The following is a 13,028-nucleotide window of genomic DNA, read 5'->3' as shown; positions in this document are numbered from 1 at the left end:
ATGGCCCGGCATCTTCCTACCAGAGCACTCTGGCGTAAAAGCAGGGTCAGGCGGCGGCCTGGACGGCGTCCACGCGGGCCAGGGCGCTCAGGTGGTGGCGGCGGGCGTACAGGAAGGCCATGCCGATCGCGCAGCAGACGGCGCCGACGACGTAGGGGACGGCGATGCCGATCTCCTCGCCGAGCTTGGTCGCGACGAACGGCGCCAGCGCGCCGCCCATCCAGCGCACGAAGTTGTACCCGGCCGAGGCGACGGGCCTCGGGGCGTCGGAGACCTCCATGGCCGACTCGGTGAAGACGGTGTTGTTCAGCCCGATCGGGATGCCGGACAGGACGGTGAACACGATGATCCCGGCGTGCGCCCCGGCCGTCCCTGACACGGCGATGCCGACCTGGAAGAGCGCGAGCAGGCCCAGGGCCAGGTGCAGCACGTTCACCGAGCCGATCCTGCGCTGCAGCGGCGGCGCGCCGAACACCGAGGCCAGCGCCACGCAGACGCCCCAGCCGAAGAACACCGCGCCGATGCCGTACGGCGACATGTGCAGGATGAACGGGGTGAAGGCGAGGATCGTGAAGAACGCGAAGTTGTAGAACAGGGCGGTGAAGGCGGTCGTGGACAGCCCGCCGTGGGCCAGGGCCCGGATGGGGGCGCTGAGCCCGGTCTTTACCGCGGGCTTCGGCCCCGTCCTGAGCAGGGTGGCGATCAGCACGAAACCGGCGGCCATCAGCGTGGCGGTGCCGAAGAACGGCGCCCGCCAGTTCCAGTCGCCGAGCAGCGCGCCGACCAGGGGGCCGGCCGAGATGCCGAGACCGAGCGCGGCCTCGTACAGGATGATGGCCGACTCCGCGCCGCCGCTGGCCGCGCCGACGATGACGGCCAGCGCGGTGGCCACGAACAGGGCATTGCCGAGGCCCCAGCCGGCGCGGAAGCCGACGAGCTCGGCGACGCTGCCGGAGGTGCCGGCCAGCGCGGCGAACACCACGACCAGCGCCAGCCCGGCCAGCAGCGTGCGCTTGCCGCCGATGCGGCTGGAGACCCAGCCGGTGATCAGCATGGCCACGGCGGTGACCAGGAAGTAGCTGGTGAACAGCAGGGACACCTGGCTGGGCGTGGCGTGCAGTCCTTGGGCGATGGAGGGCAGGATGGGGTCGACGAGGCCGATGCCCATGAAGGCCACGACCGCGGCGAACGCGGTGGCCCAGACGGACATCGGCTGGCGCAGGATTCCGCCGCCGGTGTGCATGGTGTCCCCTTACTGGGTGGTTCTGTCGATGCCGAGCTTGGCCAGGACGGGCAGGGCCGCCGCGAGCACGTCGCGCTCGTCGTCGGTGAGCGCGGCCAGGTCCTGGGCGAGGCGGGCGATCCTGGCCCGGCGCACGGCGTGCAGCCGGTGGCGGCCCTCGCCGGTGAGCTCGACCGTCCTGACGCGGGCGTCGGCCGGGTCGGAGCCGCGCGCCACCAGGCCCGCGTACTCCAGCCGGTTGATCTGCACGGTCATGGTCGGCAGCTGGACGGCGTGCTCCTCGGCCAGCTCGGTCATCCGGCGCGGGCCGTCCTCGAGCGAGCCGAGCACGGCGTACTGCTGGGTGGTGACGGGCTGGCCGGCGCTGGAGCGCCGCAGCAGCAGGACCAGGTGGCGCAGCACCTTGGAGACCTGCTCGGCCATCCGGGTGGGATCGTCCCTCATACTTAGCCCAACTAACTTAGCCTGGCTAATATTCCGGGCGAAGAAAAGGCGGCGTCCCAGCCCCCGGGGACGCCGCCTGCCTCAGGGCTACGGGCGTTCGGTCTCCAGCCGGACGGTGTCCTCCACCGTCACCTGCTTCCTGGCGCCGATCGCCGGGTCCAGCGGCCGCAGGTACGTCTGCCGCACCCCCGGCACCCGGTCCTCCACCACGAACGTCGCCCGCGTGTACGCCTGCGCCCCAGGCTCGCGCACCTGCGGCACGACCTTGAAGTCGGCCGTGAGCAGGTCGCGCTCGATCTTCGTCAGCACGTATCCGCGCTGGTTGTTGTAGAACTTCAGATGCGGGTTGATCGTCAGGTACGGATGCGTCGCCGGGTCGGAGTCCGCGCCGTCGCCGCCCGTGGTGATGGAGGTGGCCACGAGTTCCGAGCCCACGGTGGGCCCGGTCGGGTCGTCGTAGTCGAGCTTGAGGTCGCTGGCCCAGTGGGCGTGCACGTCGCCGGTCAGCACCACCGGGTTGCGGACCCCGGCGTCCACCCAGCCCTGGGTGATGCGCCGGCGGGAGGCGACGTAGCCGTCCCAGGCGTCCATCGAGGTGATCTTGGCGGGGCCGGCGTTGTTGTCGCGCTGGGCGAAGAACACCTGCTGGCCCAGGATGTCCCACTGGGCGCGCGAGCGGTGGAAGCCCTCGATCAGCCACTGCTCCTGCTCGGCGCCGGTGATCGAGCGCGCCGGGTCCAGCGCGGCCGGGCAGTCGCGGTAGCCGTCGCCGCAGCCCTGGTCGTCGCGGTACTGGCGGGTGTCCATCATGTGGAAGGTGGCCATCCTGCCCCACCGGATCCGCCGATAGAGCTGCATGTCGATGCCGCGCGGGATCGACGTGCGGCGCAGCGGCATGTTCTCGTAGTAGGCGCGGAAGGCCGCGGCGCGGCGGGCCGGGAAGTCCGGCTGGGGCACCTCCGGCTTCTCCGGCACCTCGTCGGCCCAGTTGTTGTCCAGCTCGTGGTCGTCCCAGACGACCAGCCAGGGCGCGGCGGCGTGCGCGGCCTGCAGGTCCGGGTCGGCCTTGTACTGGGCGTGCCGCTGGCGGTAGCCGGCCAGGGTCTCGGTCTCGGGGCCCTCGTGGTCACGGACGTTGCCGCCCGGGATGGTGTAGGTGTCCTTGGTGTACTCGTACTGGTAGTCGCCCAGGTGCAGGACCAGGTCCGGGTGCTCCTCGGCCAGCCTGCGGTAGGAGGTGAACCAGCCGTGCTCGTACTGGGCGCAGGAGACGAAGGCCATCGACAGCGCGCCGCCGTAGGACAGCGGGTGCGGGGCCGTGCGCGCCCGTCCCATGGGCGAGACGTACGGGCCGACGCGGAAGCGGTACCAGTAGTCCCGGTCCGAGCTCAGCCGGTCGACCTCGACGTGCACGCTGTGCCCCCACTCCGGCACGGCGACGGCCACCCCCGACCGGACGACGCGGCGCCCGCGCTCGTCGGCGTAGACCTGCCACTGCACCGGGAACGGGCGCTGCGGCATGCCGCCGAAGCCGTCCTCGGCCAGCGGCTGCTGGGCCAGCCTGGTCCACAGCACGAACCCCTCGTGGTCGGGGTCGCCGCAGGCCACGCCGAGCGTGAACGGGTCGGTGGACAGCCCGCGCGAGGCCAGTGCCTGCACGGTCTCTGCGGCGGGGTCCGGCTCGGCGCTCGCCGCCGTGGCGGGGATCGCCGCGGCGGCGCCCGCCGCCAGGCCGGTGACCAGGAAATGCCGTCGGTTCAGCTGGGACACGGTGCGCTCCTCGGGACGATCAAGGATGAGGGACGCCCGTAGCCTGACCGAGTCTCATGACAGGCCGGTGAACCGCGGACAACACGAAAGAGGCGACATCCTTCGCGAATGCCGCCTCTTACGAAGCTTTTCATCGTCACATGACGATCATGGACCTCCGGCGGGCCGCCGGCCTGCGGCGACGCGCCGGTTCACCAGCCGCGCTCGGCCAGCCGGTGCGGCTGCGGGATCTCGTCGACGTTGATGCCGACCATGGCCTCGCCGAGACCGCGCGAGACCTTGGCGACGACGTCGGCGTCGTCGTAGAACGTGGTGGCCTTGACGATGGCCGCGGCGCGCTTGGCCGGGTCGCCGGACTTGAAGATGCCCGAGCCGACGAACACGCCCTCGGCGCCGAGCTGCATCATCATGGCGGCGTCGGCCGGGGTGGCGATGCCGCCCGCGGTGAACAGCACGACCGGCAGCTTGCCGTTCCTGGCGACCTCGGCGACCAGCTCGTAGGGCGCCTGCAGCTCCTTGGCGGCCACGTAGAGCTCGTCCTCGGCCAGCGTGGTGAGGCGCCTGATCTCGGCGCGGATCGTGCGCATGTGGGTGACGGCGTTGGAGACGTCGCCGGTGCCGGCCTCGCCCTTGGAGCGGATCATGGCCGCGCCCTCGGTGATGCGGCGCAGGGCCTCGCCCAGGTTGGTGGCGCCACAGACGAAGGGCACGGTGAACTGCCACTTGTCGATGTGGTTGGCGTAGTCGGCGGGGGTGAGCACCTCGGACTCGTCGACGTAGTCGACGCCGAGCGACTGCAGGACCTTGGCCTCGACGAAGTGGCCGATGCGGGCCTTGGCCATGACGGGGATCGACACGGCGGCGATGATGCCGTCGATCATGTCGGGGTCGCTCATCCTGGACACGCCGCCCTGGGCGCGGATGTCGGCGGGCACACGCTCAAGGGCCATGACGGCGACGGCGCCGGCATCCTCAGCGATCTTGGCCTGCTCGGGGGTGACGACGTCCATGATGACGCCACCCTTGAGCATCTCGGCCATGCCGCGCTTGACACGGGCCGTTCCGGTGACGGGGGTGCTTTCAGGCGTGCTGGACACGGTCTTCCTCACGGGCTCTCAGGGCGGACGGTAAGTTATCAAACCCATCGTAGGTCCTGATGGACCCCTCCCCCGACATGCCACGATGTCAGGATTTGCCGCTCAACTTATACAGAACGGTCATCAAGGGGTGACGGGCTTGCGGCTGGCGAGCGCGATCCAGACCTGGCCGGGGGCGAAGTTCATCGGCTCGCCGCTCTCAGTGGTGAACGTCGTACCGGTCTCCTCCGATTCCCGTTCCCAGTTGGCCGCGTAGGCTTTGCCGTCGCGCAGCACGACGGCCTTGCCCTTGCCGGTGGTGTGCACGAGCGGGGTGTAGCTCTGGTGGAAGTCGTGGAACTGCGAGCGCTCGGTCTTGGTGTACTGCACGACGATCGTGGGCGCGCCGAGCTGGCCGCCCTCGGCCGCCATGTCCTTCTTGCCGTCCTGCCAGATCAGCCACTGCTTCTTGGCCTCCGACCAGGCGAAGGTGAAGCGCGCCGCGGGCCACCTGACGGTGTACGACTTCTTGTCCACGCCGCCCTCGGCGGGCGCGTCGCCGAAGGTGAAGCCGATGTCCTTGGCCTCGGTGGCCTTGGGGGCGCCCGACAGCAGCTTCCTGGTGTTGGCGAACAGGTTGTAGGGGGCGTAGCGGCCCGGCTGGCGGAAGTAGGCGCCGGGGTTGCGGGTGTCGCCGACGTCGTACAGCGGGGCCTTGGCGATGAACGGCAACATCTTGGTCTGCGCGCCGGAGTAGGCGAACGCCGGCTTGCCGAACTGCGGGACGATGTGCAGGTCGGAGATGCGGGCGCTGCGCACCGGGCCCACCTTGGCCGGGATCTTCGAGGAGAAGATCGCCATGAGCCGGGTCAGGCCGGCCTCGACCTGCTCGACGTAGACGACGTCCGCGCTCTTGAGCCCGAGCTGCGGCTTGCCCGCGGCGGTGTTCTCGATCTTCACCGCGAGCACCGGCTTGAGCTCCTCGTAGGGCTGCCCGGTGAACGGGTGGCCCTCGGCCTTCTCGGTGGGCTCCTCGGAGGGGGCGGCGGTGGCCGCCTGCGGCGCCTTGCCGGACGCGGGAGGCTCGTCGGACGAGCAGGCCGCGACGGGCCCGAGCACGGCCGCCCCTGCCAGAGTCACCGAGATCATCCGGGATAGCCGCACCTTGCAACAACTCCTCGCCTTTGCCCAGAAATCGGGAAGAGCTTACCGGCCTCCCCACATTTGGTCATTCAGGCGACATAGTTGCGGGCGGATTGTCATCGATCTCGAAGAATTCCGGGAACTCGGTGTGACCGGCCAATCGCAACGTCCTGGCCAGCCAGCGCCGCTGCGCCGTACGGGTGACCCCGACCGCGTTGTTGTAGAAACGGCGCGAATAGACGACCTTGGCCACCGCCGCGTCGAGCTCCTCCAGCAGGTCGCCGCCACCGGGCGCCTCGGCCAGCTTCTCCCTGAAGCGCTCCTGGTCGGCCGCGGCCCGCAGGGCCCGCGACAGGTCGCTCTCGGCGTGCTCGCGCTCCTCGGGGCCGGCGATCCTGGCCTCGTGGGCGGCGGCGGCCAGCACCAGCGAGGTCGCGGGGTCGAGCAGGCGCGAGCCGGCCAGTTCGAGCACCACGGCCCGGCGCCGCATGAGCGCGGCGTCCAGCGCCTCGCGGGCCAGTTCGAGCCGGATGTGCAGGCGGTCGAGCCGGCCCGCCCGCCAGGAGATGTAGACGGCCGTGAGCACGACGACGATGCCCACGATCAGCACGATCATGGTGGATGTCACAGCGGTTCCCTACAGGAGCTCTCGGCAGGCGGTCACAGGTCTTCCTCCACCCGGCCCGCGCCGCTGGTGGTCACCGTCTCGTAGACGCGCACCACGTCGCGGGCGACCGTGGACCAGTCGTACTTCCTGACCGCCACCAGCGCCTCGGCGGCCAGTTTGGCGCGCCGCTCGGGCGCGTCGAGCAGCGCGGCGGCCTCGCGGGCGAGCGAGGCGGCGTCGCCGTTGGCGAACAGCGCGCCGGCCTGCCCCTCGCCCAGCACCTTGCGGAAGGCCGGGATGTCGCTGGCCAGCACCGTCGCCCCCGAGGCCATGGCCTCGGCCAGCACGATGCCGAAGCTCTCGCCCCGGGTGTTGGGGGCGCAGAACACGTCGACCGAGTGGTAGGCGCGGATCTTGTCGGCCTCGCTCACCATGCCGAGCACGGTGACCCGCTCGTGGAAGGGCTTGGGCACCTTGTCGTAGACGTCCTTGGCGTCGCCGGGCCCGGCGATGAGCAGCTTCAGGTCAGGACGCTCGGCGGCCAGCGCGTTGAAGGCGTCGAGCAGGATCGGCAGGCCCTTGCGCTCTTCGTCCATGCGGCCGAGGAAGCCGATCGTGGCGCCGTCGGGGCCCCGGCCGGGCAGCGGCTCGGCCTCGGTGTAGCGGGCCACGGTCACCCCGTTGGGGATCAGCACGGTGTCGCCGCCGAACTGCTCGACCAGGCTCTTGCGCGCCGCGTCGGAGACCGCGATGCGGCCGCTCAGCTTCTCCAGCGCGCTGCGCAGCAGCGGCTCGGCCACCGCGATGGCGCGCGAGCGGGTGAAGGAGGCGTGGAAGGTGGCCACGATCGGCCCCTTGGCCGCCCAGCAGGCCAGCACGCCGAGGCTCGGGATCAGCGGCTCGTGGATGTGCAGCACGTCGAAGTCGCCCGTACGGACCCAGCGCCGCACCCGCGCGGCCGACAGGAACCCGAACGACATCCGGGCCACCGACCCGTTGTAGGGCACCGGCACCGCCCGGCCGGCGCCCGTCACGTACGGGGGCAGCTCGTCGTCGTCGGCGGCGGGCGCGATGACCGAGACCTCGTGCCCCTGCGCCATCAGCGCCTGGGCCAGGTCGTCGATGTGCTGCTTGACCCCGCCGGGCATGTCCCAGGAGTAGGGACAGACGATGCCGACCTTCATTTCGGCAGGTCCTCCAGCCAGAGCCGCTGCAACATGTGCCAGTCCTCCGGGTGCTCGGCGATGCCCTTCTCGAAGACGTCCGTCATGGCCTGGGCGACGGCCGCCACCTTCTCCTGCCGGGTGCCCTCGGCGGGCACCGGGATCTCCTCGTGGATGTGGATGCCCCAGTCGTCGCCCACGAAGTAGACGGTGGCCGGCAGCAGCGCGGCGCCGGTCTGGACGGCCAGCAGCGGCGGGCCGGCCGGCACCTTGGTGGTGGCGCCGAAGAAGCGCACCTCGATGCCGCTCTTGGTCAGGTCGCGCTCGGCGGGCAGGCACACCACGCCGCCCCTGCGCACGCGGCCGGCCAGGGTGCCGAAGTTGTGGCCGTCGCCGCCGGTGAGCGGCAGCACCTCCATGCCGAGCCCCTCGCGGAAGGCGACGTAGCGGCGGAACAGCGACTCGGGCCGCAGCCGCTCGGCGACCGTGGTGAACGGGTGGCCGACGCCGACCAGCCAGGCGCCCGCCGCGTCCCAGTTGCCCATGTGCGGCAGCGCCAGCACCACGCCCCGGCCCGTGGCCAGGGTGTCGTGGATGTGCTCGGCCCCGATGACGTGGGTGCGCCGGACGATCTCCGGCCGCGGGATCGAGGGCAGGCGGAAGACCTCGTGGAAGTAGCGGAAGTAGGAGCGCATGCCGGCCCTGCTCAGCTCGCGCAGCTCCGCGCTGCCGGCGTCCATGCCGGTGACCCTGGCCAGGTTGGACTCCAGGCGGCGCACGGACTTGCCGCGCTTGCGCCACACCCGGTCGGCCAGGAGGCGGAAGACCGCCGCCGTGGGCCGCTGGGGCAGCAGCGGGACCAGTTTCCAGCCCGCCGCGAAGCCTGCCGCCACGATGCGGTCGCCGATCGAGGTCTTCTCGCTCATCGCTCCCTCGTCTGCCGGTGGACGTGCACGACCCGCTGCACGACGGTGATGGTGGAGGCCGCCGCCAGCAGCCACATGCCGAGCGGCAGCACGTAGGGCACCCCGACCCCCGAGAAGAAGGTCGCGACCAGGGCCACGACCAGCCGCTCGGGACGCTCGGCCAGCCCCACGTCCGCCGTCAGCCCGAGGCCCTCGGCCCTGGCCTTGGCGTAGGAGACCAGGGACCCGGCGACGAGGCAGGCCAGCGTCACGCCGGCCATCAGCGTGTCGCCCGCGGCCACGAAGTACAGGATCAGGCCGGCGAAGATGGCGGCGTCGGCCACCCGGTCGAGCGTGGAGTCGAGGAAGGCGCCCCAGACGGTGCCCCCCTTGCCGCCCAGCCGGGCCACGACGCCGTCGAGCAGGTCGAACAGCACGAAGACGGTGATGAGCAGCGCCCCCCAGGCCAGCCGGCCCAGCGGGAACAGGGTCAGGGCGGAGATCACCGTGCCGAGGGTGCCGATCGCCGTGACGGCGTTCGGGCCGATCCCGCGGCCGACGAGAGCCCTGCCCAGCGGGGTGAGTATCCGGGTCATGGCCGGTCGCAGGAGTTTGAGCATCGCGGTCCGATCGTAGGCCATCACGTGAGCGGCCACTTTCTTTGCCCCGCACCCCTTGTGATATTCGCCACAGGGGTATTTGGTGAACACACCGCGTCCATGCGGTTCCTGACACCCTCCGCGCGGGCGCGGCGTTGGATGCACCGACGACGTGGGAGGCGAAGTGGCGGATAGGAACTCCGGCGGGGCCATGGGAGCCGCGGGCAGGGCACCCACGGCCGACAGGGCGGATGCGATACGCAATGTCGTGCTGGTCGGCCACTCGGGAGCGGGCAAGACCACCCTGGTCGAGCAGCTGCTCGCGGCGACGGGCACCGTCCAGCGGCCGGGCCGGGTGGAGGACGGCAACACGGTCAGCGACTTCGACGAGGTCGAGGTGCGCCAGCAGCGGTCGGTCAACCTGGCGCTGGCGCCGCTCGTGCACAACGGCATCAAGATCAACCTGCTCGACACCCCGGGTTACGCCGACTTCGTCGGCGACCTGCGCGCCGGGTTGCGCGCCGCCGACGCCGCCCTGTTCGTCGTGTCGGCCTCGGAGGGGATCGACGGGCTCACGCAGATGCTCTGGGAGGAGTGCGCCCAGGTCGCCATGCCCAGGGCGGTGGTGATCACCAAGATCGACCACCAGCGCGCCGACTTCGACGAGGTGCTGGCCACCTGCCAGGACGTCTTCGGCGACGGCGTCGCGCCGCTCTACCTGCCGGTGATCACCAACGGGCACGTCAACGGCCTGATCGGGCTGCTGTCGCAGAAGTTCTACAACTACGCGACCGGCGCCCGCACCGAGAAGGAGCCGGGCGCCGAGTACGAGGCGCAGATCGAGGAGCGGCGCGGCGAGCTGATCGAGGGCATCATCCAGGAGAGCGAGGACGAGTCGCTCATGGACCGCTACCTGGAGGGCGAGCCCATCGACACCAAGGTCCTGGTGGACGACCTGGAGAAGGCGGTCGCGCGCGGCAGCTTCTTCCCGGTGTTGTGCAGCGGGCTCGGCGACGGCCACGCCGTGGGCATGACGGAGCTGCTGGAGCTGGTGACCCAGGGCTTCCCCTCGCCGCTGGAACACCCGATGCCCGAGATCACCGACCTGTCCGGCAAGCCGGTCGGCGGCATCGCGTGCGACCCCGACGGCCCGCTCGTGGCCGAGGTCGTCAAGACCACCAGCGACCCGTACGTGGGCCGCATCAGCCTCGTCCGCGTCTTCTCCGGCACGCTGCGCCCCGACATGACCGTGCACGTCTCCGGCCACGGCCTGGCCGACCGCGGGCACGAGGACCACGACGTCGACGAGCGCATCGGCACGCTGACCAGCCCGCTCGGCAAGACCCAGCGCCCGGCGGCCAAGGGCTCGGCCGGGGACATCGTGGCCGTGGCCAAGCTGTCACGGGCCGAGACCGGGGACACGTTGTCGGAGGTCGACCGTCCGCTGCTGATGACGTCCTGGCAGATGCCCGAACCGCTGCTGCCGGTGGCGATCAGGGCGAAGTCGAAGGCCGACGAGGACAAACTGGCCCAGGCGCTCGGCCGGCTGGTGGCCGAGGACCCGACGCTGCGCCTGGAGAACAACGCCGAGACCAGGCAGCTCGTGTTGTGGTGCATGGGCGAGGCGCACACCGACGTGCTGCTCGACCGGCTGGCCAACCGGCACGGCGTCGAGGTCGAGCGGATCGAGCTGCGGGTGCCGCTGCGCGAGACGTTCGGCGGCCGGTGCCAGGCGATGGGCCGCAACGTCAAGCAGACCGGCGGCCACGGCCAGTACGCGATCTGCCACCTGGAGGTCGAGCCCCTGCCCTCGGGCGGCGGGTTCGAGTTCGTGGACAAGATCGTCGGCGGGGTCGTGCCCCGGCAGTTCATCCCGTCGGTGGAGAAGGGCGTGCGGGCCCAGATGGAGCGCGGCGTGGTGGCCGGCTACCCCATGGTGGACGTGCGCGTCACGCTCTACGACGGCAAGGCCCACTCGGTCGACTCCTCCGACATGGCCTTCCAGATCGCGGGCCAGCTCGCGCTGAAGGAGGCGGCCTCGAAGGTCCCGACCCTGCTGCTGGAGCCGGTGGACGAGCTGTCGGTGCTGGTGGCCGACGACTACGTGGGCTCGGTGATGTCCGACCTGTCCTCGCGGCGCGGGCGCGTGCTCGGCACCGAGCCGGTGGGCACCGGGCGCACGCTGGTCAAGGCAGAGGTGCCCGAGCTGGAGATCACCCGCTACGCCATCGACCTGCGCTCGATGTCCCACGGCACCGGGACGTTCACGCGCACGTTCCTGCGCTACGAGCCGCTGCCGCCGAACCTGGCGAGCAAGGTGGCGGCCACCGAGTAGGGGTACGGAGCGGTCGGCGCTGAGCCGGGAGGGCGGCACGTCCCTCCCGGCCCGCACGTTTGATCACCACATCTACCATTTCGTAACAGAAGCATCACGACTGCATTTCTTTTTTCGGGTCCGATCACACGGGAGCAACTGCCAGACTGGGTTGCACTATGCGAACTGGACGCCCACTCCTAGCCGCTGCAGCCCTCGCGGTCGTGACCACCAGCGCCGCCTACGTGTTCGGCCCCGGCGCGACCGAGAGCCCCGCAGCGACCAAGAAGACGACGACCACCGCCCCCGCCACCGCCGAGGCGACGGCGGCCTGCAAGCCCGACCCCCGCTACCCCAAGCGCCAGCTGCGCGGGGTGTGGATCGCGACGGTCAAGAACATCGACTGGCCCTCGCGCGCCGGCCTCGGCCAGGCCCGCCAGAAGGCCGAGTACGTCAAGATCCTCGACAGCGCGGTCAAGCGCAATCTCAACGCCGTCTTCGTCCAGGTCCGTCCCGCCTCCGACGCGCTCTACCGCTCCTCGCTGGAGCCCTGGTCGCAGTACCTGACGGGCACCGCGGGCAAGGACCCGGGCTGGGACCCGCTCCCGTTCCTCATCGACGAGGCGCACAAGCGCAACCTGGAGTTCCACGCCTGGTTCAACCCCTACCGCGCGGCCGAGACCGCCGACCTGTCCAAGCTCCCGGCGAACCACCCGGCCAGGCAGCACCGCGACTGGACGGTCACCTACGGCGGCGGCCTCTACTACAACCCCGGTCTGCCGCAGGTGCGCGAGCACGTCACCAAGGTCATCACCGACGTCGTCAGCCGCTACGACGTCGACGGCGTGCACTTCGACGACTACTTCTACCCCTATCCGGGCGGCGGCGGCACGTTCGACGACAAGGCGGCCTTCGCCAAGTACGGCAAGGGCCGCAAGCTGGCCGACTGGCGCCGCCACAACGTGAACAAGCTGGTGGCCAAGGTCGACGCGGCCGTCCACGACACGAAGAACCACGTGAAGTTCGGCATCAGCCCGTTCGGCATCTGGCGCAACAAGTCCAACGACCCCGAGGGTTCGGCCACGGCCGGCATGTCCGCCTACGACTCCATCTACGCCGACGCCCGTTCCTGGATCGAGGACGGCACGGTCGACTACGTCGCCCCGCAGCTCTACTGGCCGCGCGGCTTCAAGGCGGCCGACTACAAGACGCTGACGGCCTGGTGGGCGGGCGCGGTCAAGGGCACCGACGTCCAGCTCTACATCGGCCAGGCGCTCTACCAGGTGGGCACCAGGACCAACGCCGCCTGGGCCAACCCGGGCGAGCTGTCGGCGCACCTGACGGTGAACCGGCGCTACGAGCAGGTCGACGGCGACATCTACTTCAGCGCCAAGCAGCTCCTGACCAACCCGCTCGGCGCGATCGACCGGGTGGCCAAGGAGCACTACAGCCGTCCGGCGCTGCTGCCGATCATGGAGGACCGCGGCGGCGAGGCCCCCGGCAAGCCGGCCGGCGTCAAGGCGAGCGGCTCCACCGTGTCCTGGACGCCGTCCGAGGGGGCGCGGGCCTACGCGGTGTACCGGGTGCCGGAGTCGGGCAAGGACTGCCACACCACCGACGCCCGCAACCTGGCGGCCGTGGTGACGGCGGCGTCGTACTCGGCCAAGCCGGGCACGTACCTGATCACCTCGCTCGACCGGCAGCACCACGAGAGCAAGCCGGTGAAGGTCAAGGTGGGCTGAGCCTAGGCCCGTCCCGTCACCG

11 protein-coding genes are annotated in these 13,028 nt (G+C 70.9%); 2 read left to right on the top strand and 9 right to left on the bottom strand.

The window, feature by feature from the left end:
* Nucleotides 1-46: 46 nt before the first annotated feature.
* From AB0J71_RS28100 to pgsA, 9 genes are all read right to left on the bottom strand, one after another.
* Nucleotides 47-1,243: an MFS transporter gene (locus tag AB0J71_RS28100; RefSeq protein ID WP_364416798.1), complete on the bottom strand. Its 1,197-nt coding sequence runs from the start codon at nucleotides 1,241-1,243 to the stop codon at nucleotides 47-49.
* A 9-nt stretch (nucleotides 1,244-1,252) separates the two neighbouring features.
* The gene (locus tag AB0J71_RS28095) at nucleotides 1,253-1,687 is read right to left on the bottom strand and encodes a MarR family transcriptional regulator (protein WP_364416797.1); all 435 of its coding nucleotides are present in this window, start codon (nucleotides 1,685-1,687) and stop codon (nucleotides 1,253-1,255) included.
* 87 nt (nucleotides 1,688-1,774) lie between these two features.
* Nucleotides 1,775-3,457 (bottom strand): alkaline phosphatase D family protein, encoded by a 1,683-nt coding sequence (locus AB0J71_RS28090; protein WP_352322554.1) that lies wholly within the window; start codon nucleotides 3,455-3,457, stop codon nucleotides 1,775-1,777.
* 191 nt (nucleotides 3,458-3,648) lie between these two features.
* Complete coding sequence (pdxS, locus tag AB0J71_RS28085) at nucleotides 3,649-4,566, bottom strand: pyridoxal 5'-phosphate synthase lyase subunit PdxS (protein WP_352322555.1); 918 nt, start codon at nucleotides 4,564-4,566, stop codon at nucleotides 3,649-3,651.
* Nucleotides 4,567-4,677: 111 nt separating this feature from the next.
* A complete protein-coding gene (locus AB0J71_RS28080) occupies nucleotides 4,678-5,682 on the bottom strand; it encodes a DUF3048 domain-containing protein (RefSeq protein WP_364416795.1) in 1,005 nt (334 codons plus the stop codon).
* 79 nt (nucleotides 5,683-5,761) lie between these two features.
* Nucleotides 5,762-6,304: a hypothetical protein gene (locus AB0J71_RS28075; protein WP_352322557.1), complete on the bottom strand. Its 543-nt coding sequence runs from the start codon at nucleotides 6,302-6,304 to the stop codon at nucleotides 5,762-5,764.
* 32 nt (nucleotides 6,305-6,336) lie between these two features.
* Nucleotides 6,337-7,467: a glycosyltransferase family 4 protein gene (locus AB0J71_RS28070; protein ID WP_352322558.1), complete on the bottom strand. Its 1,131-nt coding sequence runs from the start codon at nucleotides 7,465-7,467 to the stop codon at nucleotides 6,337-6,339.
* Nucleotides 7,464-8,372, bottom strand: a complete 909-nt coding sequence (locus tag AB0J71_RS28065; protein ID WP_352322559.1) for a phosphatidylinositol mannoside acyltransferase — start codon at nucleotides 8,370-8,372, stop codon at nucleotides 7,464-7,466. The genes AB0J71_RS28070 and AB0J71_RS28065 overlap by 4 nt, the downstream gene beginning before the upstream one ends.
* Nucleotides 8,369-8,971, bottom strand: coding sequence for a phosphatidylinositol phosphate synthase (gene pgsA, locus AB0J71_RS28060; protein WP_352322560.1), 603 nt, complete (start codon nucleotides 8,969-8,971; stop codon nucleotides 8,369-8,371). Before pgsA ends, AB0J71_RS28065 begins: the two co-directional genes overlap by 4 nt.
* 163 nt (nucleotides 8,972-9,134) lie before the next feature.
* Between pgsA and AB0J71_RS28055 the strand changes: the two genes are divergently transcribed.
* On the top strand, nucleotides 9,135-11,285 hold the full coding sequence (locus AB0J71_RS28055) for an elongation factor G-like protein EF-G2 (RefSeq protein ID WP_352322561.1): 2,151 nt from the start codon (nucleotides 9,135-9,137) through the stop codon (nucleotides 11,283-11,285).
* A 203-nt stretch (nucleotides 11,286-11,488) separates the two neighbouring features.
* Nucleotides 11,489-13,006 carry a family 10 glycosylhydrolase gene (locus AB0J71_RS28050; protein ID WP_364416793.1) on the top strand — a complete coding sequence of 506 codons (1,518 nt, stop codon included), beginning with the start codon at nucleotides 11,489-11,491 and terminating at the stop codon, nucleotides 13,004-13,006.
* Nucleotides 13,007-13,028: the final 22 nt, after the last annotated feature.

The organism is Nonomuraea sp. NPDC049637 (genome assembly GCF_040675235.1).
Taxonomy (GTDB): Bacteria; Actinomycetota; Actinomycetes; order Streptosporangiales; family Streptosporangiaceae; genus Nonomuraea.
Note: the sequence above shows the minus strand (reverse complement) of the source record. Positions and strands in the feature narration are given on the sequence as shown.

Bases quoted from the DNA above. Each gene is read 5' to 3' on its own strand.
- AB0J71_RS28100 (WP_364416798.1), bottom strand. From the start codon at position 1,243: ATGCACACCGGCGGCGGAATCCTGCGCCAGCCGATGTCCGTCTGGGCC.
- AB0J71_RS28095 (WP_364416797.1), bottom strand. From the start codon at position 1,687: ATGAGGGACGATCCCACCCGGATGGCCGAGCAGGTCTCCAAGGTGCTG.
- AB0J71_RS28080 (WP_364416795.1), bottom strand. From the start codon at position 5,682: ATGATCTCGGTGACTCTGGCAGGGGCGGCCGTGCTCGGGCCCGTCGCG.
- AB0J71_RS28070 (WP_352322558.1), bottom strand. From the start codon at position 7,467: ATGAAGGTCGGCATCGTCTGTCCCTACTCCTGGGACATGCCCGGCGGG.
- AB0J71_RS28065 (WP_352322559.1), bottom strand. From the start codon at position 8,372: ATGAGCGAGAAGACCTCGATCGGCGACCGCATCGTGGCGGCAGGCTTC.
- pgsA (WP_352322560.1), bottom strand. From the start codon at position 8,971: ATGCTCAAACTCCTGCGACCGGCCATGACCCGGATACTCACCCCGCTG.